This window comes from Variovorax sp. H27-G14, assembly GCF_046156345.1.
In the GTDB taxonomy this organism is placed as follows: Bacteria; Pseudomonadota; Gammaproteobacteria; order Burkholderiales; family Burkholderiaceae_C; genus Variovorax.
This window is the reverse complement of record NZ_JAYLVN010000009.1, coordinates 153,269-177,345: the sequence shown is the minus strand read 5'-3', so window position 1 is coordinate 177,345 and position 24,077 is coordinate 153,269. Positions and strand designations below refer to the sequence as shown.

29 protein-coding genes and 1 pseudogene are annotated in these 24,077 nt (G+C 58.4%); 25 read left to right on the top strand and 5 right to left on the bottom strand.

The genetic code is table 11. The features are described 5' to 3' along the window. The first annotated feature begins 36 nt into the window (after positions 1–36). The 21 genes and pseudogenes from VLK31_RS21390 to VLK31_RS21290 all read left to right on the top strand — a co-directional run bounded on the left by VLK31_RS21390 (position 37) and on the right by VLK31_RS21290 (position 17,313). Positions 37–4,839, top strand: coding sequence for an RHS repeat-associated core domain-containing protein (locus VLK31_RS21390; RefSeq protein ID WP_409170445.1), 4,803 nt, complete (start codon positions 37–39; stop codon positions 4,837–4,839). Between the two features lie 9 nt (positions 4,840–4,848). Next, positions 4,849–5,145: a hypothetical protein gene (locus tag VLK31_RS21385; protein ID WP_409170444.1), complete on the top strand. Its 297-nt coding sequence runs from the start codon at positions 4,849–4,851 to the stop codon at positions 5,143–5,145. A gap of 122 nt (positions 5,146–5,267) precedes the next feature. Further along, complete coding sequence (locus VLK31_RS21380) at positions 5,268–5,546, top strand: RHS domain-containing protein (RefSeq protein WP_409170443.1); 279 nt, start codon at positions 5,268–5,270, stop codon at positions 5,544–5,546. Continuing rightward, positions 5,531–5,857 (top strand): RHS repeat-associated core domain-containing protein, encoded by a 327-nt coding sequence (locus VLK31_RS21375; RefSeq protein ID WP_409170442.1) that lies wholly within the window; start codon positions 5,531–5,533, stop codon positions 5,855–5,857. The genes VLK31_RS21380 and VLK31_RS21375 overlap by 16 nt, the downstream gene beginning before the upstream one ends. 131 nt (positions 5,858–5,988) lie before the next feature. Next, positions 5,989–6,378: a hypothetical protein gene (locus tag VLK31_RS21370; RefSeq protein WP_409170441.1), complete on the top strand. Its 390-nt coding sequence runs from the start codon at positions 5,989–5,991 to the stop codon at positions 6,376–6,378. Between the two features lie 81 nt (positions 6,379–6,459). Next, positions 6,460–6,672, top strand: a complete 213-nt coding sequence (locus VLK31_RS21365) for a hypothetical protein (protein ID WP_409170440.1) — start codon at positions 6,460–6,462, stop codon at positions 6,670–6,672. Positions 6,673–6,723: 51 nt separating this feature from the next. Beyond that, a complete protein-coding gene (locus VLK31_RS21360; RefSeq protein WP_409170439.1) occupies positions 6,724–7,281 on the top strand; it encodes a hypothetical protein in 558 nt (185 codons plus the stop codon). A 273-nt stretch (positions 7,282–7,554) separates the two neighbouring features. Next, positions 7,555–8,058: pseudogene (locus VLK31_RS21355) on the top strand (RHS repeat domain-containing protein). A gap of 110 nt (positions 8,059–8,168) precedes the next feature. Further along, entirely contained in the window at positions 8,169–8,408 is a 240-nt protein-coding gene (locus VLK31_RS21350) for an HNH/endonuclease VII fold putative polymorphic toxin (protein WP_409170438.1), read from the top strand. Beyond that, complete coding sequence (locus tag VLK31_RS21345; protein WP_409170437.1) at positions 8,389–8,835, top strand: hypothetical protein; 447 nt, start codon at positions 8,389–8,391, stop codon at positions 8,833–8,835. Before VLK31_RS21350 ends, VLK31_RS21345 begins: the two co-directional genes overlap by 20 nt. A 559-nt stretch (positions 8,836–9,394) precedes the next feature. After that, positions 9,395–9,874 (top strand): hypothetical protein, encoded by a 480-nt coding sequence (locus VLK31_RS21340; RefSeq protein WP_409170436.1) that lies wholly within the window; start codon positions 9,395–9,397, stop codon positions 9,872–9,874. A gap of 71 nt (positions 9,875–9,945) precedes the next feature. Then, positions 9,946–10,278 carry a hypothetical protein gene (locus VLK31_RS21335; protein WP_409170435.1) on the top strand — a complete coding sequence of 111 codons (333 nt, stop codon included), beginning with the start codon at positions 9,946–9,948 and terminating at the stop codon, positions 10,276–10,278. 219 nt (positions 10,279–10,497) lie between these two features. Next, positions 10,498–10,674 (top strand): hypothetical protein, encoded by a 177-nt coding sequence (locus VLK31_RS21330; RefSeq protein ID WP_409170434.1) that lies wholly within the window; start codon positions 10,498–10,500, stop codon positions 10,672–10,674. Positions 10,675–10,722: 48 nt separating this feature from the next. Then, positions 10,723–11,211 carry a hypothetical protein gene (locus tag VLK31_RS21325; RefSeq protein WP_409170433.1) on the top strand — a complete coding sequence of 163 codons (489 nt, stop codon included), beginning with the start codon at positions 10,723–10,725 and terminating at the stop codon, positions 11,209–11,211. Between the two features lie 29 nt (positions 11,212–11,240). Next, entirely contained in the window at positions 11,241–11,531 is a 291-nt protein-coding gene (locus VLK31_RS21320) for a hypothetical protein (RefSeq protein WP_409170432.1), read from the top strand. 190 nt (positions 11,532–11,721) lie between these two features. Next, positions 11,722–12,171, top strand: a complete 450-nt coding sequence (locus tag VLK31_RS21315; protein WP_409170431.1) for a hypothetical protein — start codon at positions 11,722–11,724, stop codon at positions 12,169–12,171. A 345-nt stretch (positions 12,172–12,516) separates the two neighbouring features. After that, a complete protein-coding gene (locus VLK31_RS21310; RefSeq protein ID WP_409170533.1) occupies positions 12,517–13,503 on the top strand; it encodes a sugar ABC transporter substrate-binding protein in 987 nt (328 codons plus the stop codon). Positions 13,504–13,563: 60 nt separating this feature from the next. After that, positions 13,564–14,526, top strand: coding sequence for an ABC transporter permease (locus tag VLK31_RS21305; protein WP_409170430.1), 963 nt, complete (start codon positions 13,564–13,566; stop codon positions 14,524–14,526). Then, positions 14,526–15,323 (top strand): ATP-binding cassette domain-containing protein, encoded by a 798-nt coding sequence (locus tag VLK31_RS21300; protein WP_409170429.1) that lies wholly within the window; start codon positions 14,526–14,528, stop codon positions 15,321–15,323. The genes VLK31_RS21305 and VLK31_RS21300 overlap by 1 nt, the downstream gene beginning before the upstream one ends. Then, positions 15,316–16,566: an ROK family protein gene (locus VLK31_RS21295; protein WP_409170428.1), complete on the top strand. Its 1,251-nt coding sequence runs from the start codon at positions 15,316–15,318 to the stop codon at positions 16,564–16,566. Before VLK31_RS21300 ends, VLK31_RS21295 begins: the two co-directional genes overlap by 8 nt. 96 nt (positions 16,567–16,662) lie before the next feature. After that, positions 16,663–17,313 carry a hypothetical protein gene (locus tag VLK31_RS21290; RefSeq protein ID WP_409170427.1) on the top strand — a complete coding sequence of 217 codons (651 nt, stop codon included), beginning with the start codon at positions 16,663–16,665 and terminating at the stop codon, positions 17,311–17,313. Between the two features lie 172 nt (positions 17,314–17,485). Here the strand turns inward: VLK31_RS21290 and VLK31_RS21285 are convergent, their stop codons facing one another. Further along, entirely contained in the window at positions 17,486–17,848 is a 363-nt protein-coding gene (locus tag VLK31_RS21285; RefSeq protein ID WP_409170426.1) for a hypothetical protein, read from the bottom strand. Positions 17,849–18,350: 502 nt separating this feature from the next. Here VLK31_RS21285 and VLK31_RS21280 point away from each other — a divergent pair. Next, positions 18,351–18,860, top strand: coding sequence for a DUF1993 family protein (locus tag VLK31_RS21280; protein ID WP_409170425.1), 510 nt, complete (start codon positions 18,351–18,353; stop codon positions 18,858–18,860). Between the two features lie 72 nt (positions 18,861–18,932). Here the strand turns inward: VLK31_RS21280 and VLK31_RS21275 are convergent, their stop codons facing one another. Then, complete coding sequence (locus tag VLK31_RS21275; RefSeq protein WP_409170424.1) at positions 18,933–19,415, bottom strand: GreA/GreB family elongation factor; 483 nt, start codon at positions 19,413–19,415, stop codon at positions 18,933–18,935. 218 nt (positions 19,416–19,633) lie between these two features. Further along, a complete protein-coding gene (locus VLK31_RS21270) occupies positions 19,634–19,945 on the bottom strand; it encodes a hypothetical protein (protein WP_409170423.1) in 312 nt (103 codons plus the stop codon). A gap of 98 nt (positions 19,946–20,043) precedes the next feature. On the opposite strand from VLK31_RS21270, the gene VLK31_RS21265 reads away from it, so the two are divergent. The 3 genes from VLK31_RS21265 (at position 20,044) to VLK31_RS21255 (ending at position 22,248) form a co-directional block, all read left to right on the top strand. Then, positions 20,044–20,757 carry a UPF0149 family protein gene (locus VLK31_RS21265; RefSeq protein WP_409170422.1) on the top strand — a complete coding sequence of 238 codons (714 nt, stop codon included), beginning with the start codon at positions 20,044–20,046 and terminating at the stop codon, positions 20,755–20,757. A 131-nt stretch (positions 20,758–20,888) separates the two neighbouring features. After that, positions 20,889–21,527, top strand: a complete 639-nt coding sequence (locus VLK31_RS21260) for a tRNA-uridine aminocarboxypropyltransferase (RefSeq protein ID WP_409170421.1) — start codon at positions 20,889–20,891, stop codon at positions 21,525–21,527. 361 nt (positions 21,528–21,888) lie between these two features. Then, entirely contained in the window at positions 21,889–22,248 is a 360-nt protein-coding gene (locus tag VLK31_RS21255) for a hypothetical protein (protein WP_409170420.1), read from the top strand. A 371-nt stretch (positions 22,249–22,619) separates the two neighbouring features. Here VLK31_RS21255 and VLK31_RS21250 read toward each other — a convergent pair whose 3' ends face one another. After that, the gene (locus VLK31_RS21250) at positions 22,620–22,997 is read right to left on the bottom strand and encodes a hypothetical protein (protein ID WP_409170419.1); all 378 of its coding nucleotides are present in this window, start codon (positions 22,995–22,997) and stop codon (positions 22,620–22,622) included. 541 nt (positions 22,998–23,538) lie between these two features. Continuing rightward, positions 23,539–23,946 (bottom strand): hypothetical protein, encoded by a 408-nt coding sequence (locus VLK31_RS21245; RefSeq protein WP_409170418.1) that lies wholly within the window; start codon positions 23,944–23,946, stop codon positions 23,539–23,541. Positions 23,947–24,077 lie beyond the last annotated feature (131 nt).

Sequence of the window (24,077 nt, the reverse complement as noted above, 5' to 3'; positions counted from 1 at the left end):
CGGCAGCACAACCTACAGGTCCGGAGGGAGAAAAAAATGGCGGAGTCGCAAGAAGGATCGCAAACGCCGAAGAAGGCGCCCGAGCGCGAAACCCAGACGGCCGTTGCGCCGCTGAACACCATCGGTGCGGAAGACATCGCCGCCGCCAGCAAGGCGGTGGACACCTGGCTGCGCTCCATCAGCGGCGACTACGTCACGCTGGAGCGGCTCACCATGGTGCTGGGGAGCATTCCCATCGTCGGCAACATCATGGCGCTGGTCGATGTGTTTCTGGACATCATCACCATCGTCGAGAAAAAAACCAAGGACAGCGTCGACGCCTTTCTGACCTGGGTGAGCCTGGGCATCAACCTCATCGGGCTCATTCCGCTGCCGCCCTCCATGGCCGCCGCGCGCATGAGCCTTCGGCCCACGCTGCACCTGGTGAAGCAAGAGCTGAAGACCGCCGCCTCCAACCTGGGCGAAGCCATCGTCACCGCATTGGTGGGGCACCTGAACGCCACCATCATGGGCGAGCTGGACAAGTTCATCGACGGCGCCATCGCCAAGCTCGGCGGCATCCTGAAAGACTGCGCCGACCTGGCCGACAAGGTCATCGACAACCTCGTGGACATCATGCGCCGCGTGCTCGGCCAGAAAGACCTGTTCACCGTGGCCAAGCCGGCCGCCGCCGAGAGCAAGGTGCACGACCCCAAGACGCAGAGCACCTGGAGCCGCATGTGGGGCAGCGCGGTGCGCTACACCAAGCAGTCGGCCAACTACGTGGCCAAGGCCGCCGCGAGCCAACTGCCCGCGGGTGTCGCCACCCGGCTCAACGGCGTCGTCACGCAGATGCTGGACTTCAAGCGCCTGCTGCGCGGCCAGTTGTCGAAGCTGGCCGACCGCGAGGCGCAGGCCAGCGTCATGTGGCTGCTGCACAAGCTGCGCGACGCGCTGCTGCGCAAGAAGCACAAGGGCAACGCGATCGTGCCGGCGCACAAGGGAGCCGAGTCGCACAAGACCTTGCCGGGCACGCCGCTCGGGCACATCAGCAAGCAGGCGCCGGCGCATGCAACCGGCGGCTGCAAGAACTGCCCCGCCACGTCGCGCGTGGGCGGCTCGGTCAGCCTTGCCATCGGCAACGAGAGCTTCACCCACACCGACTTCGCGCTGGCCGCGCCGCTGCCCATCGAATGGTCGCGCACCTATGCGAGCGACCTCTGTGCGTTCGACGGCGGCAGCATTGGCGCGCGCTGGATCACCCCCTTCGGCATGCGCGTGGACATGGCCACGCCCGCGCGCGGCCCGCGCCAGGGGCGTGCCAGCTTCGTGTACCACGCAGCCGACGGGCGCAGCCATGCGTACCCGGTGCTGGCGGTGGGGCAGAGCCACTTCGATGCCATTGAAGAAGTCACCCTCACGCGCCTGAGCGAAAGCCTGCTGGCGCTGGACTTCGGCAAGCCGCTGCCCGCGGGCGAGCAAAGCGAATGGCGCGAGCTGTACGAACGGGTCGACGGCAAGCAGCCGCACTTCAGGCTGGTGGCGCAGCAGGCGAAAGACGGCAAGTCCATCGGCCTGCGCTACGACCACTTCATTGCCGCCACGGGCGAGCATGTGCTCAGCGACATCATCAGCAAGCAGGGCGACGCGACCATGGCGCACGTCGGCACGCAGCCCGATGCGCAGACCGGCCTCATCCAGTCGCTGTGGGAGCTGAAAGACGGCCAGGTCGTTCGCCGACTGGCCGCCTACACGCACGACGCGCAACGCGACCTCGTCACTGCACAAGACGAAGACGGCGCGGCCTGGGCCTACACCTACAGCCACCACCTGGTCACCCGCTACACCGACCGCACCGGCCGGGCGATGAACCTCGCCTACGACGGCACCGGCGCAGATGCCAAGGCCGTGCGCGAGTGGTCCGACGACGGCAGCTTTGCGCTCACGCTGGAGTGGGACCCCAACATTCGCCTCACCTACGTGACCGATGCATTGGGCGGGGAGACCTGGCACTACTACGACATTCAGGGCTACACCTACCGCGTGATCCACCCCGACCGGCTGCAGGAGTGGTTCTTTCGTGATGACGCCAAGAACATCACCCGCCACATTCACACCGACGGCAGCACCGACGACTACACCTACGACCAAGACGGCAACCTGCAGACGCACACCCGCGCCGACGGCAGCCGCGTGCACTTCGAATACGACACGCTGCACCGCATGACCGGCATCCGCGATGCCGAAGGCGGCGTTTGGAAGCGCGACCACGACGCGCAAGGCCACCTCACCGAAGAGACCGACCCGCTCGGCCACAACACCGAATACGCCTACGACAAGGCCGGCCGGCCCGAGCGCATCACCGATGCCAAGGGCGGCGTTAAAACGCTGACCTATTCCCCGTCGGGCCAGCTGCTCAGCTACACCGACTGCTCCGCCAAGACCAGCCACTGGGCCTATGACGAACGCGGCCGCCTCACCAAGGCCACCGACGCCGCCGGCCATATCACCGGCTACCGCTACGCCGCCGGCCAGCTCGAACAGATCGTGCAGCCCGACGACACCAGCGAACACTTCGCGCACGACGCCGAAGGCCGCTTGCTGAGCCACACCGACGCGCTGGGGCGCACCACGCGCTACAGCTACACGCGCGCCGGCCTGGTCGCAGGCCGCACCGACGCCGCGGGCCGATCGCTCAAGTACCACTGGGACCTGCTCGGCCGCCTCACCGAACTGCACAACGAGAACGGCAGCCGCTACAACTTCGCTTACGACCCCGTCGGCCGCTTGCTCGAAGAAACCGGCTTCGACCGCAAGAGCACGCAGTACGTGCACGAGGAAACCACCGGCATCCTGGCCGAGGTGGTGGAGGCCGGCCACCGCACCCAACTCGAATTCGACCCGCTGGGCCGCCTGAGCGAACGCCGGGCCGGCGAACAGCGCGAGCGCTTCGGCTACGACCGCAACGGCCGCCTCGTCGAAGCGGCCAACGCCGATGCGCGCCTGCAATGGTTCTACGACCCCGCCGGCAACCTTACGCGCGAGCATCACGACTACCTGGAGCGCAAGCGCACGGCCGTGTGGCAGCACCGCTACGACGAGCTCAACCAACGCATCGCCACCGTGCGGCCCGACGGCCACGTCACCCAGTGGCTCACCTACGGCTCCGGCCATGTGCACGGGTTGCTGGTCGACGGGCAGGACATCCTGGGCTTCGAGCGCGACGACCTGCACCGCGAAGTGGTGCGCGAGCAGGGCAACGGCCTGAGCCAGCGCCAGACCTACGACCCCGCCGGCCGGTTGCTCGAACAACAGATCTCGCGCACAAGGCCAGGTGCCATCGAGGCCATGCCCGTCGACGGAACCGTGGCCGGGGCTGCCGGCATTGCGCGCAGCTACAGCTACGACAAGGCCGGGCAGCTCGTGGCCATCGGCGACAGCCGGCGCGGCAACCTGAGCTACCGCTACGACCCGGTGGGCCGCCTGCTCGAAGCCAACAGCCGCGTGGGGCGCGAGGTGTTCGCGTTCGACCCGGCGGGCAACATCGCCGACCCGGCAACAGCAGACGATGCAGCCCGGCAACACGCGACCGGTGCGGTCCACAAGCTGCTGGACAACCTGCTGAAGAACTACGCCGGCACCAGCTACCGCTACGACGAGCGCGGCAACATGACCGAGCGCGTGCGCAACGGCTGGCGCACCGGCTTCGCATGGGACGGCTTCAACCGCATGACCGCCGCCACGGACCAGAGCGGCGTCACCACCACCTTCGCCTACGACCCGTTGGGCCGCCGCATCGCCAAGCGCTCGAGCGAGGCGACCACGCTCTTCGGCTGGGACGGCGACGTGCTCGCGTTCGAGAGCACGCAGAGCCGGTCAGCGCTGAAGGAGGGGAGCGAACACGGCTGGAGCGTGCACTACATCCACGAGGCCGGCTCGTTCGTGCCGTTGGTGCAGGTGCGCCAGGCGCGCGCGATGGCGCTGGGCGAGACGACGGATGCGAAGGCGCTGATGGAGGCGAACGGCGGGGTCTACGACATTGAGCAGGACCCGCTGTGGAACGGTGAGCAGAGGAACGTGCCGCGTGCGTTCGACCGGAAGGAGATGGCGTTCTATCAGTGCGATCACCTGGGCACGCCGCAGGAGCTGACGGACCATGAAGGCAGCGTCGCGTGGTCGGGGCAGTACAAAGCGTGGGGGGAAGCGCGGGAGGCGATCAGCGAGGCAGGGAGACGGGCGGGGTTCAGGAACCCGATTCGGTTTCAGGGACAGTATTTTGATGAAGAGACGGGGCTGCATTACAACCGGTATCGGTATTACGACCCTTATTCAGGAAGATTTACTTCAAAAGACCCGATAGGGTTGGCTGGCGGTTTAAATTTCCATGAATATGCGCCAAATACAACTGCATGGATTGACCCATGGGGCCTTCAGCGGCGCAAGAAATCTGACCCTGCACCAGCTATTGAACACCAGCCTTGCTGCAAATGCAAAAGCGGCCATGCATATCGTGTCTTGAGGCCTGATGAAGATCCTGGGATCGGATTTTCGGCCAGCGATCCAGCCGCAAATTATTCCGTTGAGGGGCACGTGTTGCATGCGTCAAAGGATAGTGTGAAAACCCAGTACATTTCTGCATCTCGGACCTATGAGCAAGCAGTGACTAATTCGACGAGATATGGAACTGGAAAGGAGCGAATTGCAGGTATTGATCTATCGCAAGTACAGGATTCATTGGACTTGAATAGTGATTGCAGTCCGTTGAAAGGCACAACCGCTCGCCGCCGAGCGCAAGCATCTGGCGAGGTTCTAATTGTTGGGCGTGTGCCTCCGTCGGCAATAAAAATTGTTAGGCCCTAAGGAATAAATATGTCGGATCAGTTAATTGATGTTTTTATTGAGAAGTGGCTAGATTTCGATCTGGAGATTCGCGAAAAAAAAGGCCTTAATGAGGCCTTGTACAAAGATTTGATTGGGCTTCTTAGGGAAATTAAAAATCACTTGAACGGAAAAAGGGACATACCAAAAAGCCTGGCTGAAATATTTTTGGATATGTGGGGGGCGATGACTAGTAGTGCAGATCTTTATGAGGTGGATATGAAAAAAAGAGTTTATGAAGCGGCCGATCAATTGACTTGTCAAGCTCGCGAAATCTGTTCAAGCTGAAGAATTGAGAGAGGGCTTGGAATCAGGTCCTCGTTAGCTCGTAAGTGCTTTAAACCTTAAATGAAGCTGCTCTTATTCGAGGGCAAGAAGCGCTGAAGGAGGGGAGCGAACACGGCTGGAGCGTGCACTACATCCACGAGGCCGGCTCGTCCGGGCAACTGGTGCAGGTGCGCCAGGCGCGCGCGATGGCGCTGAACGAGACGACGGATGCGAAGGCGCTGATGGAGGCGAACGGCGGGGTGTATGACATCGAGCAGGACCCGCTGTGGAACGGTGAAGGGCGCAGCAGTGCGCCGCGCGCGTTCGACCGGAAGGAGATGGCGTTCTATCAATGCGATCACCTGGGCACGCCGCAGGAGCTGACGGACCATGAAGGCGGCGTGGCATGGTCGGCGCAGTAAAAGCGTGGGGGGAGGCGCGGGAGGCGATCAGCGAGGCGGGGAGACGGGCTGGGTTCAGCAATCCGATTCGGTTTCAGGGGCAGTATTTCGATGAGGAAACGGGGCTGCATTACAACCGGTATCGGTATTACGAGCCACAAAGCGGGAGCTTCGTATCGAATGACCCGATCAAGTTAGCTGAATTTGTCGATGCTCTCTACGCTGGAGTGCAGGATTTTATAGCAGGGGGAAAAAATTTAAAAATTCCTGACTCTGTGAGTTCGGACCTCAATCTCGCCATTGATGAACTCGTAAAAGCCAAATCGCGGTAGTACGACCGTCGGGCTGGGGGGAGTCCTATTGGTGAAGGTTATCGCAGTGGCGGAGGATGCCCTATCACCACTTCTCGAGTCACCGTTCGCAGAAATAATTCCGGCGAAATTTATACGGCTTATCCACAACTATGAATTCACTGAACCTTAATTATTTGCGCGGCCTCTATGATTATTTGCTTGGTAAGAGCGATGAGGAGTTGGAGGATTTTGATATAAATCTTCCCGCCAATAGAGAAATTCTTTTTGAGGAAATGAAGCGCAGTTTTTTAAAATTCGGCCCAATTTCTAAAAACAACATAATTGACGGGATAAATTTAATTATTGCAAATTATTCCAATGACAATCTATGGAGAAATGCCATTCCACATGATCTTTCGCTTAATCGAGTGATAGACCGGCGCGAGTATTTGGAAGCGATTCTTTTTGTACTAACGAATAGCACTCCGTCTCCGGTGGCTGCGGATGATTTTTTTCTTGTCGATGAAATCGGACCTCAAGGTTTGAATTATTCCGAATAGCTGACGCTGCAGGGTTGTCTGAGGCCGAGCAAGAGCTTCCCATCTAATTAAAGCGATCAGCAAAAAAACCAAAGGGCGCGAATGGCTCAAATCCAGGAAGTCTGGATCTTTCACGGCGCGAACGCGAAATTCGCCTCGGCCGTCTTTCACGACAAGGACGAGGCCGTGAAATGGATCGAAAGGTGCGGCCTGACCGGTGTTCTGACGAAGTATCCGGTCGGCATTTCGGTCCATGAATGGGCTGTTGCGCACGATATTCTGGGACGCCACGGGCGGCAGAGCTGGCAAAAGTGAAAGTAATTTTGGAGACACACCAAAAGGCCGGGACTAATCCTGCGAAATGAAATGAAAAAATTTGAGCCACATTTTATTGATCTCGGATTTTTCGAATTGATTGAAGAGTATGTCTCTTCGGGAAATCTTCGCTCGAAAGGAAAGTTCAAATTTTATCCTTTTGATTTTCAAAGAAGTCTTAAGTGTGGATTTTCTAGCGTAGGAGATGCTGACGAGTTTTTGGCTCTTGAAAAAGAATGTCTAATTAGATTTAGGGCCGCACATGTTCAACTGACGATGAAAAACCTTTTTTATCGTGGAGACTATGTTAATACCTCCTTTTCTGTCATGCCCAAAAAAGTTGAATTGACATTTTTACTCAAGATACTCAATGAAATTGGCACGCTGAATCGTCGCACATCGAGAGTGCTATATCTTGGCGACATCGACGAGGGTGCTTTTGCCTATGATAATCTTTTGATTTTCAGATTTGGCAGAATCGGAGATAAATACTATTTGTCTTCTATCGAGACCTCCTATGGGGAAAACGAAGATGAAAAGAGAAATCAATATTTTTCGGCCGTTTTTCGATCCATGGACAAAATTAACTCAAACGAGCAATTGAAGTAGTATGTCGGCATAGATCCCGATGCTGCCACCGCAGTTGCTCGTATCAATGAATATTTTCCTGTCGTAGTGGATGATTGAATTTCCAAATTTCGGGAAAAATTGGGATCAGAACCTCATTACTCGTGAGCTCTTTAAAAATTGAATGAAGCTGCTCGCGTTCGCACGCCGAGCCGCTTAGCGCTGAAGGAGGGGAGCGAGCAAGGCTGGAGCGTGCACTACATCCACGAGGCCGGCTCGTTCGTGCCCTTGGTGCAGGTGCGCCAGGCGCGCGCGATGGCGCTGAACGAGATGACGGATGCGAAGGCGCTGATGGAGGCGAACGGCGGGGCCTATGACATCGAGCAGGACCCGCTTTGGAACGGTGAGCAGAGGAACGTGCCGCGTGCGTTCGACAGGAAGGAGATGGCGTTCTATCAATGCGATCACCTGGGCACGCTGCAGGAGCTGACGGACCATGAAGGCAGCGTGGCCTGGTCGGCGCAGTACAAGGCGTGGGGGGAAGCGCGGGAGGCGATCAGCGAGGCACGGAGACGGGCAGGGTTCAGGAACCCGATTCGGTTTCAGGGGCAGTATTTCGATGAGGAAACGGGGCTGCATTACAACCGGCATCGGTATTTCGATCCGTACTCTTGACGATTTGCCAGCAAGGATCCAATTAAATTAGCAGGAGGATTTAATTCGAATTCTTATGCTGAAAATCCAATTGAGTGGGTTGATCCGCTGGGACTTTCTCACAGAAAGAGTAATGACGCCTCAAGCGACGGAGAAAAGAATTAGACAACGTGCGGGTCGCGTCGCACGGCGTTGAATCGAGGAAAGGATTTGGCGAAAAGACTTCCCAGCCAACTGGCCAGTGGCAGGTCGGAAATGATCCAAAACGACGCGGAATGAAAAACTACGTATATTCAGAAAATCCCGGTGAATTTGGGCGATTTTACGAATATGTGGATGCAGCCGGTGCAAAGAAAGTGGTGGTAGAACATACCAACGATCCGAGACGAGCACCGCATGTACACGCTGGCGAAGCCAAAGGTGCCGATCCACGGAATTACGATTTTTGCAATGATCGATATCAAAAAATAGATGATCCAAAAACGGGAGACCACCATGTCGATTATCCGTGCTAATAAAATAAGAGAAAAAATAACTCAGCGACGAGGCGTCGAACTTCTGGCGAAATTGGATGGCTTGGATAGTTGTCGCTTGGGAATGGCTGACGCACATGATATTTCTTGGCAAGAAAATATTATGAAGAAAAACTTGGCGTTTGACTCGAAGCCTAATTTTTTATTGCCAATTGAAGATGCCGTCCAAAAAATTATTGAAGAATTTGAGAATTTTATTGATAAATTCGGAAATGAGTTACTCGTTTTATTCGAGATCCCTTTTATTTTGGAGCTATCGGTGCGAAATCCAGAAGCACTAATTCAAAGCTTTTATCGGGTCAAGGGAACCAGAGATATTACGGTGTTTAGTAAGTGCAAGAAAGCAATTTTCGAAGTGCAGGAACTCGAGTACGAAGTCAAGATATTTTCAGCGGTATATGAAAACTGAGGCATTCATCGAGATTTATTTGAAGAAAGTCACATGATCTGAATCGGTGCTGGCACGCCGTCTTTCTGCAGGATTGGGAGCTATGCAGAATTGGGGTCAGAACCTAATTACTCGTGAGTTCTTTAAAAATTGAATGAAGCTGTTCGCGTTCGAAAGCACGCAGAGCCGGTCAGCGCTGAAGGAGGGAGCGAGCACGGCTGGAGCGTGCACTACATCCACGAGGCCGGCTCTTTCGTGCCTTGGTGCAGGTGCGTCAGGCGCGAGATGGCGCAAAGCGAGACGACGGAGCGGGTGGAAAGGGCGCTTCCAACGCGGTGAATAAGGAAATCTACGACTCCGTACCTGTAGAGCAGCAATCTGACCCGCATTCGTGGTGCGGCGAACCTGACGTATTGAGCGGGATTGCCAATCAACACCAAGTTTCAAACACGGAGGAGCTTCGAAAGATCGTTAACGGTGGGAAATCGGCTACCGTTAGAAATGATGGAAAGGAACTGCCGTTCTGCAGTTCTTGTGGCCATGTGATGGCTAGGCTCGGCGTTTGTGATGGAGCAAAAAAATGATTGGACCGTTCAGTGAGGTCGAGGAAAAAACTCTCGAAACCCTCGAACAAGCGTTGATCGACAACAAAATTCTTCATGTACAAATGATGAAGATGTACGCGGAATTCCTGTTTTCCCTGATCTCAAGTGAAAAGATTGAACGGGACTTTGGGTTTTCTTCCGAATTGACCGTTGTGGCTCAATGCGTTCAGTCCGCAATTCACAGCTTTGGTACCGATGCCAGTGACGAATTGCGGCGACAGCGCAGAGTCGAACTTATAAAACTTTGTAGCCGGGTCGAAAAAGAACAACCTGCTCTGGCCGCACTGGCTCGATGTGCTGTATGTTGTGTTTCTGATGAAGAGGGGTGGGAGCCCGATCTAGAGGAAGATTCGACGCCAATTCCGCGATATCTTTTTCTGCTGAAGAAATTTGATCCGAATATGGGCGTGATTTTTTTGAGTTATGCACGCACTGCTCTGCTTGAATTTCGATAGCCGACAATGCCTTGCTCGCAATGAAAATCTTCCTTGGGTACATCTCCAAGATGTACTACTACCTGTTTTCCATGAGTGACGATGAACTCGATGATTTTAATATCAACGACGAGAGTTGCCGTGCCAAGCTATTTGACGCGATGAAGGCTAAATTCAACAGTTGCGGGCCTTTAAGCAAGCAAAGGGTGTTGGAATCCATTGAGTTTATTCTTTTGTCAGGTGAGCCTGATCGTTACTGGCGCGCCGTGGTGCCACATGAAGTGTTGCTGGATGAAGTCGAAGACAAGGTTGGTTACTTGCGCGCTCTATATCTAAAACTGGCTGGACATGCGCCATCGGAAAAATATTTCGACACCAATGTGGAATTGGTGACTGATCTACATGGCATTGATTTGCGACTGTAGGCGGGTGGTCGCAAATATCGAGTGGAAATTTAGATCAATTACTCAATAGTTTTGATCGTGGAATAAATTGGGGTCCGAGTCTTATTAACTCCATGACTTGTTGGTTGCTATGTGAGAAAAATGCAAGTGTACTAATCAAACCAATGATGATGCCGTGAAATGAAAAGTGAAGAAAATCGGGGTCAGAACCTAGTTGCTCGTGAGTTCTTTAAAAATTGAATGAAGCTGCTCGCGTTCGAAAGCACGGAGAGCCGGTCAGCGCTGGAGGAGGGGAGCGAGTACGGCTGGAGCGTGCACTACATCCACGAAGCCGGCTCGTTCGTGCCCTTGGTGCAGGTGCGCCAAGCGCGCGCGATAGCGCTGAACGAGGCGACGGATGCGAAGGCGCTGATGTAGGTGAACGCCGGGGTGTATGACATCAAGCAGGAATGAAAGGGTGTTCAATTGGAAAATAAAAAGCAAACATTGCAAGTATTGGCGAAAATGCCTTTGTGGAATGAGCGGAAATTTGCCCAATGTTGCTTTTTCATTGGCGACGCAGTGATCGGAGATTTCGAGCAGCACATGCTGCTTGGCAGCTTTGATCTAGCAATCAGGGATTTGATTGATCGGCTAAAAAATGTGCCGGATTATGATTTTCAATTTTCCAAAAAAACAGAAAAAGTTTTCAATGGGATGAGTGAAGCATTTTTGCATGGTAATTTTGATTTCTTCCAAAAAATCCCTGGTTATACTGAGACTCATGAGCTGGCTCCTAATGAATTTTCGGCAATACCCTTGGCGGTCGAGGCTTTTGATGGCGAAGAGGCCTATTTGTTTAAATTCGGAACACAATGGCGATTCGCTTGGCGCCAATGGGAAACCAAAAAGGTAAATTGCATCTCCCTGGATAGGGATGAATTTATTGAATCGCTCAAGTCAGTCTTGATCTAGTAGATAAAGAGAGATGCATATCGTAAAAAATGAATGACGCGAAAATAATATCTGATATCTCAGCGATCGTGCGGTCCAGAAGAGTTTTTTGGGTCGATGGCGATTATTTGCGAGATGGCGAATTGGTGCATTGGGAGTGTTTTATCCGGCTTGTCGAGAATGCCGTGGCTGTCGGTTTCGACGAGTATTTGGAAAAGTACGAAGACGCCGTCGATCTCTATGATATTTATGCGCGTAATAGTTTTGATAGTTTGCATTTGGCGGTCAACTTCGTATTGAATTCGTACCCGCTCGCGGCTGAAAATATCCGCGGGCGTTGACTGCCGTATTTGGAAGAATTTTCCATTTCTTTTGGCAGTATATCCGCAGAATTTCATCTTTTTGATTGGCGACCAAGGGGGCCTGTAGGGCGGCTATGACAACTACTTTTGCAGGATAGAGACGACTGTAGAGGGGGCATTCGCCAAGATCGTATTCATCCCGAAATTAAAAAATTCGCGGGTTGATTCGATGGGCGCAATTACCCGGATATTTCTCTTAGGGATGTTCATGATTGTTTTTAACTTCGGCCCATTCAGCAAGGATGAATTGACGGTCACGCTCGACCCCGCCGGCGCCGAGTTGCTGCGTTCCAAAATCTTCGAGCTGCTGGCTGATCCATCGCATGACCAATTTGCAGATTGTCTTCATTGCACCGAACGTGTATTTCATGATGCGCGGATCAGGTTCCAAATGGAAGAGATCGATAGCGTGAATTTAGCCAGTAATAAGCTGCTGCTGTGCTTGAGTCGAGATGCATTGACCTATGCGCAGGACCAGCTGACAGAGTTTTTGGGAAAAGGCTATTTCTACCCCGCCGAATTTTGGTCCTGCCAGCGCTCAGGCCGCAAATATGCCACTCAGATTCTTTTCGCCAAATTCAATTCATTGAACGACATGATTTTTTCAGCTCGAGATTGAAGAGCAGCAGAAGGCGCTGTCAAAAAAATGCTCGCCGCCAGGATCTGGCAACTCGTCCAGGCCAAGTCCGAAGCGCTCGACTTTCCGCCCTTCTTCGCCGCAGATTCCGACCCGAACCGCGCGGCCACCCCCTCCCATCCCTCACCGCAACCCCGGGTTTCCGATAACTAAATCATCTTGATTTAGTCCTGCGCCTAACGGATAGTCCCCCTGCGCCCGGACGCCGAGCCTTTCACTTTCGAGAAAAGCCGAGCGATCCGGTTCCGAAAAGACCGCAGGCGCCTTGCCGCCTGCCCAAGGAGACACACCATGTTCAGCACCCGCTCCATCCTGGCCAAGTCGGCAATGTCCGCCGTTTCCGCCATTTCCCTCATTGCTTCCAGCGCGGCCTTCGCCGCCGACCAGCCCATCATCGGCCTGGTCACCAAGACCGAAACCAACCCCTTCTTCGTCAAGATGAAAGAGGGCGCGCAGGAAGAGGCCAAGAAGCTCGGCGCCAAGCTGCTCTCTGGCGCGGGCAAGGCCGACGGCGACAACGCGGGCCAGATCACCGCCATGGAAAACATGATTGCGGCCGGCGCCAAGACCATCCTCATCACGCCCAGCGACGCCAAGGCGATCGTGCCGGCCATCAAGAAGGCGCGCGACAAGGGCGTGATGGTGATCGCGCTGGACAGCCCGGCCGATCCGCCGGACGCGACCGACGCGCTTTTTGCCACCAACAACTACACGGCCGGCGTGCTGATCGGCGAATACGCCAAGGCCGCAATGGCGGGCAAGACGCCCAAGATCGTCGCGCTCGACCTGCTGCCGGGCCACCCGGTGGGCGCGCAGCGGCACAACGGTTTCATGAAGGGCTTTGGCCTGCCGGCGAACGAGGCCAAGTCGAACGAGCTGTCCAAGTCGCCTGAAATCGTGTGCATGGCCGACAGCTACGGCGACCAGGCCAAGGCGCAGACGGCAATGGAAAACTGCCTGCAGAAGGCACCCGAAGTGAACCTGGTCTACACCATCAACGAGCCCGCCGCGGCCGGTGCGTACAACGCGCTCAAGCGCGCAGGCAAGGAGAAGGGCGTGCTGATCGTCTCGGTGGACGGCGGCTGCCAGGGCATCAAGGACACCAACGCCGGCATCATTGCCGCCACCTCGCAGCAGTACCCGCTGAAGATGGCCGCCATGGGTGTGGCCGCGGGCGTGGAGTTTGCCAAGACGGGCAAGAAGGCATCGGGCTATGTCGACACCGGCGTGACGCTCATCGCCGGCAAGAGCGTGGCCGGCGTGGACAGCAAGGACACCAAGACCGGCGCCGATCTGTGCTGGGGCAAGAAGTAAACCGCCGGCGCTGATCCACACAAAGCACCGACACAAGACACCGATCAAGGGAGCACCTCGATGGCGAAAACCGCATCCAAGCACCACATCCCCTGGGGCGCCCTGGGCCCCTGGCTGGCCCTGCTGGGCGCATGCATTTTCTTTGCGACCCAGTCCGACCGGTTCTTGACCGGCGGCAACCTCTCGCTGATTCTTCAGCAGGTGATGGTGGTCGGCGTGATTGCCATCGGCCAGACGCTGATCATTCTCACGGCGGGCATCGACCTGTCGTGCGGCATGGTGATGGCGCTGGGCAGCATCATCATGACCAAGTTTGCGACCGAGCTGGGCATGCCGGTGCCGCTGGCCATCTTGTGCGGCATTGGCGTGACCACGCTGTTCGGGCTGCTGAACGGCCTGCTGGTGACGCGCATCAAGCTGCCGCCTTTCATCGTGACGCTGGGCACGCTGAACATCGCGTTCGCCATCACGCAGCTGTATTCGTCGTCGCAGACCATCACCGATCTGCCCGCGGGCCTTACCGGCCTGGGCACCACCTTCACCATCGGCAGTGCCGAGGTGGCGTGGGGTTCGGTGCTGATGGTGGCGCTGTACGGGCTGGTGTGGTTCGTGTTGCGCGAGACGGGCGCGGGCCGCCACATCTATGCGGTGGGCAACAACGCGGAGGCCACGCGGCTGGTGGGCATCCCGACGCAGCGCGTGCTGCTGGGCGTGTATGTGGCGGCGGGCGTGCTGTATGGCATTGCCTCTTTGCTGTCGGTGGCGCGCACCGGCGTGGGCGACCCCAACGCGGGGCAGACGGAGAACCTCGACGCCATCACCGCGGTGGTGCTGGGCGGCACCAGCCTCTTCGGCGGGCGCGGCATTGTGCTGGGCTCGCTGATTGGCGTGCTCATCGTGGGCGTGTTTCGCAACGGGCTCACGCTGATGGGCGTGTCGTCGATCTACCAGGTGCTGGTGACGGGCGTGCTGGTGATTCTTGCGGTGGCCGCGGACCAGTTGTCGCGCAAGGGAGCACGCTGATGAACGCCGTAGCCAACCCCAAGATCGTGATGCAGGCCAAGGGCCTGGTGAAGCGCTATGGCCAGGTCACGGCGCTGGACGGTGTCGACTTCGAGCTGCGCGAGGGCGAAATTCTGGCGGTGATCGGCGACAACGGCGCGGGCAAGTCGTCGCTCATCAAGGCGCTGTCGGGCGCGACCATTCCGGACGAAGGCGAGATCTTGCTCGACGGCAAGCCAGTGCACTTTCGCAACCCGCTGGACGCACGGCGCGCGGGCATTGAAACGGTCTACCAAGACCTGGCCGTGGCACCCGCCATGACCATTTACGAAAACCTGTTTCTGGGCCGGGAGCTGCGCCGCCCCGGCTTTCTGGGCAACGTGCTGCGCATGCTCGACAAGAAACGCATGCTGAGCGAAAGCGCCGCGCGCATGGCGGACCTGAAGGTGGGCATTCAGTCGATGACGCAGGCGGTCGAAACGCTCTCCGGCGGACAGCGCCAGTGCGTGGCCGTGGCACGCAGCGCGGCCTTTGCGCGGCACGTGGTCATCATGGACGAGCCCACCGCCGCGCTGGGCGTGAAGGAGGGCAACATGGTGCTGGAGCTGATTCGCCGTGTGCGCGATCGCGGGCTGCCGGTGGTGCTCATCAGCCACAACATGCCGCATGTGTTCGAGGTGGCCGATCGCATTCATGTGGCGCGCCTGGGCAAGCGCGCGGCGGTGCTCAACCCGAAGAAGATCAGCATGAGCGACACGGTGGCCGTGATGACCGGCGCCATGACGCCCGAGCAGTTGCCCGCGGAGGCGCATGCCTGATGCCATCGGTGCCCTCGATGCGCTGCATGTGGAGGCCCCCGCGCGCATGCCCGACCTGTTGCGCCCGCGCGGCTCCAACCAGCTTGGCATGCGCCAGTTCAACGAGCGCACGGTGCTGCAGGCGCTGCGCGTTCACACCAGCCTGCCCAAGGCCGACCTCGCGCGCCTCACCGGGCTGAGCGCGCAGACCATCGGGCTCATCACCGCGCGGCTGGAAGAAGACGGCCTCATCGTCAAACAGAACCGCGTGCGCGGGCGCATCGGCCAGCCGTCGGTGCCGCTGGCGCTGAACCCGGACGGTGCGTTTTCCATCGGCATCAAGGTGGGCCGGCGCGGCGCCGAATGGCTGCTGATCGACTTCACCGCGCAGGTGCGCGAGCGCCACGCCATCAGCTACGACTTTCCGGATGCAGAAGAGCTGCTGCCGGCCATTGCGCAGCACATTCACCGGCTGCGCGACGGCCTGGGGCCGCTGGCCGTGCGCAACGTGGGCGCGGGGCTGGCCGCGCCGTTTCAGCTGGGCGGCTGGCACCGCACGCTGGGGCTCTCCAAGGCGCAGGCCGACCTGTGGAACCAGATGGACCTGGCGGCCGAGGTGCGCGCGCGCACCGACGTTCCGGTGAGCTTTGCGCGCGACACGGTGGCGGCCTGCGTGGCCGAGCTGGTGAGCGGGCGCGGGCACGACCTGAAGAGTTTTCTGTACATCTTTGTCGACACCTTCGTGGGCGGCGGGCTGGTCATCAATTCGCACCTGCACACGGGCGCGAATGGCAATGCGGGTGCGCTGGCTTCGTTGCCGATGCAGCCGCCGGCAGCCGGCGGTGCGCTGCCCACGCAGCTGATCGCGCATGCGTCGCTGTGGGAGCTGGAGCAGCGGCTGGCCAGTGAAGGGCTCGACGCGATGGCCGCGTATGACGAGCGTGCATTGCAGCCGCCGTTTGCCGCGACCACGCAGGCGTGGCTGGAGAGCGCGGCGCAGGCGCTGGCGCATGCCATCGTGAGCGGTGCGGCGATGCTCGACCTGGCCGATGTGGTGGTCGATGGATCGATGTCGCGGCTGCTGCTGCAGGCGCTGCTGGAGCGCACGCGCGCGGCATTGGCGCGTTGCAACTGGGAAGGGCTGTGGCAGCCGCAGTTGCATGGCGGCAGGGCGGGTGCGTTGGCCTGCGCGCTGGGCGGTGCGATGCTGCCGCTGCATGCCAACTTTGCGCCGGACCATGATGTGTTCTTGAAGGCGGCCTGAACGCGGCTTGATGACTTGTCTGGGCGCGTCGTGTGTTCAGGGCTTGGGCCGGAGTGGTCCCGATAATGCAGCCCTGTCATTCGGAACCAAGAACACATGAGCGCCGCAGATTTCCTTCTTGCCCCCGAGGTGCAAAAGATATTGACGGTCGTCTACGCGGCGCCCGATCAACAGTTTTCTTTCAGCGAACTGGCGCAGCGTTGCAAGCTGCCCGCCGAGGATGTGGCGCGCACTGTCGCGCATCTTGTGGGCAGCGGCATCTTGAAGCTGCACAAGCCGAAGGGCGATGAAGCCGAGGCCGTTGCTATCGACCGCACGTTCGTCTTTTATGGCGAGCTGCGCAGCATCGCGTTCAAGTCTTTTGCCGCGGTGGAGCCGGTGCGCGCGATGCTGCGCGGCAAGTTCAAGGACTCTGTGGTGCGCGCCTTCATTCTGGGAGAGGACGCGGACGGCACGCTGGAGCTGCTGGTCGTGCACGGCCAGCTGATGCCAGACGAAGTTGCGATGACGCTGGCGTGCCAGAAGCTGTCGAAGAACATTCATCGGCATTTGAAGATGCAGGTAATTTCTAACATCAGCTTCAATGGATTGACGCCGCGGGATGCGGTGACTGCGAAGCTCGCGTCTGGCGCCGCCATCGAGATCATTGCGCCGGGGGATACGAAGGCGCAGCTGGCTGTCGAGAAGGTCGGGTTGCTGCAGAGTGCGAAGAAGAAGCTGGCTACTTTGGGGCGCTCTGCGGGGTGAGTTTTTTGGTGCTGTCTTTGGTGCTGTCGTTCAGGGCGCGTGCGCAGGCCACCGGGTGCTCCCCTCCGCGAATGTCCCCCGCTTCGCTCCTCCTTTATTTCGCTGCGGGGAGCACCCGGTGCCCTGCGCACTTTTTGGGCGCTGCTGTTTCTCGCAGCGCCTTGGGGGCCCTCTATGGCGTCAATGCCTCGCACTGGTCTTCGATTCGGGCATGAAGAAGGCCCAGGGACGCGCAGAGCAGCCGGTGCAACGCGCTGCGCTGGGCTGCGTCGAAGAGCGGGGCAGGGGCAGCCTCTGCTTCTGATTGCGACGCGGCATCGCGGAGGTCTTCGTCCCAGTCGAGCAACTGGACCAACGTTTGCGTGCCCTGCACCACGTCGCGTGCGTGGTTGAGGAAGAAGCCGAGGCTTTGTTGGGCAGGGGCTAGCTTTTCTGCTTGAACCCAGTCGAAGGGTTGGAATTGGTGGGGGGTGGTGGGACTGGTCGGCGTGCGAGAGCTGCCGGCGTTGGTGCGTGCGTTTGAAGCGTTGGCCATAGGGCCTCCAGGAATGTGGATTTGCAACAACCGCCGCACTCGCTGCTAAACGAAGGCGGCGGCTCGAACGGGTTAGCAGACCGGTACATCCTGCGAAAACCGGCAGGGCGTAAGCCCTCCCATTCGAGCCGCCTAAAAAAGGAAGCGCGAACGAAAAAGCCGCAGACCATGTGCGGTGACTGCGGCTTGCGCCGCGGGATGTTATTGGGGCTGCTAAACCCTGCCTCGCTCATCACGAGGCGATGGCAATGTACGCGTTCTTGATGGCGAGCGTCAAGTGCTGGAACGCAAGTGTGTTGCGTTGGTATCGCCGGGTGGGTTGATGGTCTGTGCGTCGATGATGGACGGGCGCTGATGGCGGGGAGTTGTGACGGACACTGAAAAGCTGCTCATAAAGGCAGGGGCGATTCAGTTCACTCTGTGCTGTTAGCCTTGCATGGTCGGCAGCGTTTCTGCCACGCCAACCCCGGCCATCGCGCCCAATTTTTAAAGTCGACTCACTATGACCAGCCCGCTGTACAACGCCTCCGTTCCCGTCTTGCAGCAGATGCTGCGCGCCCTGTCCGACGTCCTCAAGAAGGCCGAAGACCACGCGACCCAAAAAAATATCGAACCAAATGCGCTGCTGCAGGCGCGGCTGTTCCCCGACATGTTTCCGCTGGTGCGTCAGGTACAGATTGCCGCAGATTTTTCCAAGGGCATTGCCTCCCGCCTGGCTGGTGCCGAGGTGCCGTCGTGGCCCGACACCGAGGTCAGCTTCGCCGACCTGCAAGCGTTGATCGCCAAAGCTCTGGACCATATCGGCTCCTTCAAGCCCGAGCAATTCGATGCAAGCGAGAGCCGCGAGATCGTGTTGCGCCCCGGCACCCCAAAGGAAAAGAAGCTGACCGCAAGCGCCTATCTTCTGCACTACGGACTGCCACAGTTTTTCTTCCACGTGACCACCACGTACGCCATCCTGCGCCACAACGGCGTTGAGGTCGGCAAGCGCGACTACATGGGCGCCTACTGACCCAAGACGGGCATGCTGAGCTCGGCCAATTCAGCGTGAATCGGCGTGAATCGACGTGAACTTGCTTTCGACTTAAAGAACCCGCAGCACTTCGAACTGCTGTCGGTTTGGGGCGACCTGTATCGACACCTCGTCACCCTCGCATTTGCCCAGCATGGCCCTGGCCAAAGGTGCTTCGCTGCTGATGACCTGAACAAGCTCAGCCCCGCTGACCAGCTTCATGCTGCCCCCATCCGGGCCGAGAAAGAGCTGTTGCTGCTTGTCGTCGGAATCGACCAGGCAGACCAGCGCGCCGACCTCTATGCCTTTGTTGGCGTCGTAGGGACGCGGGCGGAACCGGCGCCAATGGGTCATCGCCTGGCGTATGGCTTCGGCGCGCCTTGCTTGGCCGGTGGCCAGGTAGGCGGCTTCGAGTCCCAATGTGTCGTATTTGTTTTCGGCAACGTTTTCTTCGTGGGTCGCCGTTTCATGCGCTGACCGCACTGCGTGCTCGGCTTGCAGCAGGTCTTCGGCGAGACGTGCCAGCACCTGCTGTTGGAGCAAGAATTTATCCATGGCGAAAGGTATGCATCTCGAACAAGCAGGGGAGCGGGTTTTGATTATGAAGGGCTCCAGAAGCCTTCGATGCTTGTGTTGGCTGCGGGTTAACTTCGGCGATGGGCCCTGAGTTGCACCGTTGGTCGAAACTCAGAGCGCCGCGAGAAAACATGTCCGCTCTTGTAGGGATTTTCCTCCCAAGAATATGCCTGTCGCCAACAACCGCTCTTGGCCGACTACGACCTGTCGGCCTCTGTTGCTTCGACTAAGCCAAGACTAGCAAGCGCCAGCAAAAAGTTTTCATATTCTTGATCTTGCATGCCTTCGACCGATACGGCCACTGCGTGATACCACGGGTTTGAGTGTCCGCACTCGATAGAGAAGCTGCAAATCAACTGCGGAGCAGTGCAAGCGGTGCGTGCAGCAGCCCGAATCTCGTCGCAGGCCGAATCAAACTCATCGCGGCCGAATGCTTGCTCGATCAAACGGAAGGGGACACTTTGCGTTCGAAGCGGGGCTCTCGAGCTGTAGAGGCGAATATTTTTCATAGGTACAGGTTTGAGCCTTTAGCCTGCGATTACAAATTTATATCCTTGTTGGGCGGTGCGCGAGAATCGCTGTCGTTCCGGCCTCTCAGATTCAATCGATGACAGATCCATTTTCCTCGTTGAGCGAGGACGAGTTCGAAGAACTCGACCTCTTTCTTCTCCACGATGTCGACACGGACGACGCCATGACGCTGGAGATGGCGGACGGCTTCCTGCACGCCATTGCGATCGGCCCAACCACTGTGCCGCCGAAGCGATGGCTTGCCAAGATCTGGGGATCCAAGGAGATGATGCCGCCGATGGAATCCATCGAGCAGTTGAACCATGTTTTGGGGTTGGTCATGCGCCACTTCAACAGCATCATTGCCGGGCTGGAGGATGACCCACGAGAGATCACTCCCACCTGGGCAACGTCGACTTACGAAGGTGACGAACATGAATACGACGACGCCGAATCTTGGGCCTACGGCTTCATCCAGGGGATGAAGCTTTGTTGGGATGACTGGCAGCCCTTGCTTTCCACACCCCAAGGGCAAGCGTTGTTCAGGCCAATCGGCTTGCTCGGCGAGGGCGACTTCTCGAAGGACCAGGACGAGCTCACCAGGACACCGGCCATGAGGGCGGAACTGGCGCTTCAGATCCCCCAGGCAGTTCTGGAGATGCATGCGCACTGGTTACCAATCAGACTCGCTGTCCATCAGCGCGAGGTGGCCAAGTCGATGCAGCCCAAGGTGGGACGCAATGAGGCGTGCCCCTGCGGCAGCGGCAAGAAGTTCAAGAAGTGCTGCGGAGCGGCGGGTGACCTGCATTGAAGAGGCGGGCGGAACCCTTGGGCCGCTTCACGCATTCGCGCCGCCGACAGTGTCAGCGAACAACCATGCGCACGACGCCAGAGGCCAGCGTGTTGCTCACGATAACCAGGCACGCTGAATAAAATCCAGCCATGTCCGCCGCTCTAGCCCCACGCCCCCAGTGCACCGCTTGCCTGCGCCCGCTCAGCGCCTGCATTTGCCGCTGGGTCGCGCCCACCGCCCACGCGGTGGAGGTGCTGGTGCTGCAGCACCCGCTGGAGGTACACGAGGCCAAAGGCAGTGCCCGCCTGCTGCACCTGAGCTTGGCGCATTGCCGCCTGGTGGTGGGTGAGGCATTTGCCGCGCCGGTCTGGCCGATGGACGACAAGCACACGCTGCTGCTGTACCCGGACAGTCTGCAAGATACCGCCCCGGACCTGCACGCCCCACCCCCGCTACCGCCCGAGTGGCTGCAAGCCCCGTCGCGCCTGCGCCTGGTCGTGCTGGACGGCACCTGGCGCAAAAGCCGAAAGATGCTCTACCAAAGCCCGCCACTGCAACAGTTGCCCCGCTTGGCCCTGCGCAACCTGCCGCCGTCGCACTACCGCATCCGCAAAGCCCATGGGCCCGACCAACTGTCCACGCTGGAGGCGACCTGCTACGCGTTGTGCCAACTGGAAGGCGATGCGGCGCGGTTCCAGCCCCTGTTGGATGCCTTCGACGGGTTTGTGGAGCACATGGAGAAGGCTGGCGGGCATCGAACCGCGCAAGCTGACAAGTCCTGCGCTTGACCACGGGTTACGGGGTTCATTCAGGTGAGCAGCTGAATGGCTGGTTTTTGGCCGAACCTAGCCGCTGCCTGGTTGGCAGAACAGGGCCTGTTGCAGCCGCTGGTCACAGTCAGAGCTGGTGCTCGAAGCTTGCGTTTAATTCGGTAGGATGAAATCGATTACTTCATCGTGGAGAGTAAATGACGCCGAAAGTTGGTATCGGGATTACAACGTACGAAGACATCTCGTCGCCTGGCTTCGCAGCTATCGTCTACGACGCCTATCTAGCGACATCTCCAAAAATTGTTCCGACACGCATTGACGTGTGGTCCAAGAAGCACGAGATGCGAAGCTAGAGGAGCTTCATAACTTTGAGAGAGCAATGGTCAAAAAGACAACTGAGCAAAAAGATGCGGAGGAGCGTCGCTACATTGCTGCCAGCGCAGCGGCCAGTGCGGTTGAGCTTGAGCCGTTTTTGGCTGACCCCAACCAATCCATACGCGCCGTGGCAGCAATGAACCCGAATGCAGATGCAACGATCCTGGATCGTTTTGCGGATGACAAATTCTGGGGTGTGCGTGTTCAAGTGGTGAGCAATGCCAATGTCAGCCACGCCACCCTGCGCAGGCTGTTGGAGCCTGTTACGCGCAAACGCGGCGTAGTGCATCACGCAGCGCGCGCGAAGCTGGAAGAGCGCGGGGCGGAATTTGGTATTGATGGCATGCCGGAAGATGCGGTGTAGAAAACAACGCCCCGGTCCCCGAGCGCCTCTTGTTGTAGATGCGCCGCGAACGTCGGCTGACACGAGCGGTCGAACGCGTCTGGGTCGATGACTCCACCCGCGCTCCACCACTGACTGAGTACCTTCTGAAGTGCCGATGGCGATGCGACCCATCCCATCATCCGGGCCCGGCAGTTTTTTTACCTGGCCCGTGAATTGGCTTACAAGCCGCCCGCCGCACCGTTGCGCATCAACTGTCGGCCATGAGGTGGGACTGGGCAGTGCATCTTGTCGCTGACGCGATTTGCCACACATGGCCAACTTCTGCGAACGGAAAGGCGCAGGCCACAGACGGGCCCGCGCCTTTGGATTCAATTAGCTATTTCTTCAGATCAGCACTTCATGGCCGACGCTTGTGCAGCGAAAGCGTCCGAAGCAGCTTTGCAGGCCTGACCCAGAGCCGCCTTGTCGGTACCCATCGAAGCCCATGCGGCCTTGGTCTGGTCCAGGCTCGACTTCATCGCATCGGCGCCGGCACCGCTCTGCGAGCTTACGCAGGTCTGAACCTTCGCCAGGTAGTCGTTGCACTCTTGCGGCAGGTCGGCGGCCGATGCCGTGGGGGCTGCAGCAGGTGCTGCTGCGGGAGCCGGTGCGGCTGGCGCGGCGGCTGGAGCGGCGACAGGTGCCGGCGCAGCAACAGGCGCTTCTTCCTTCTTGGAGCAAGCAGTCAGAGCGGCAGCAACAGCCACCAGAACGAGAAGTTTTTTCATGTACGTAAAGTCCCCTAATAAAAGGCCTTGGTTACCGGCCACGCATGGAGCGCGGCCGGTCGGCAATGTGGCCCGGTGCATTGCCTTGATCAGACGCTGGCAGTATCTGGCGCTCACCGATCAGGTGGCTCGTGTGTGGGTGGCGGCCTTAATGGCCACCATCCGCGCCAAATGCTCGGACCCCATGCTTTACGCCACGGTCTGGTAGACCGCCGACTCCACATAGCGCACAAGCAACTGGCCAAGAACGCTGGCGATCCTACACCCCTGAAGAGTCGGTTAAATGCCGATTGCGGCGAGGCTTTGCGCAGGCATAAAGCTTTAGCCTTAAGCAACGGAAAAAAATGTGAATCTTCCGGGCAACCACCGGCATGCGGAGATTAAAAGTGCGTCGCTTACTCAGGCTCCAGCGCTGCGCCATTGCCTGGCTGGTTGACTACCTTCGTCGCAAGCTAAAAAGGAGCAGCGCTCGAGTTAGGCTCCAAGAGCTGCGCCATTGGGCAGCCCCGACACCAAACCTGAATTGCGGAGCGCGTGCTGTTCAAAACTTGGCGCCCGGCATTCCGCTGAACAGGTCGCGCGTGCACTTGCCCTTCGCGATATCGAACGACCCGGCGTAGCCCGAGTCCATGTATTCGCGCACCTCACCCGTCGTTCTGGAAAACGACAGCGCGGTGCCGTTGGGGCCGCCCGAGGTGGCGCGGCTGTTCGAGATCATGATGTCGTCTGCGGTGATGGAGTCGATGCCAGCCGCTGTGCGGCAGTCGCCACGGCACCAGCGTTTTGCATCGAGGTCCACGCGAAATGTCTCGGCCCAGGGCTTTGCAGGCTTTCCGGTTTCCTTTTGCTCCGTGCCTTTGCAGTTGAGGTCGTATTGGTTTGCCGCGTACGCGGGGCCGACTGCACAGAGAACCATGGCCGCGGCCATGCAGGTCAACACATTCTTCATATCGCTCCCAGAGGTTTTATTTTCGGAAAAGCTGGCATTGCAGCTCGCCGCGAGTTTAGGGAGGGCGCAACCGACGGTCTGTCAGACATTTGCTCGCCGCGAAGCAGGTTTGCGGTTGCGCCAAAGCCAGG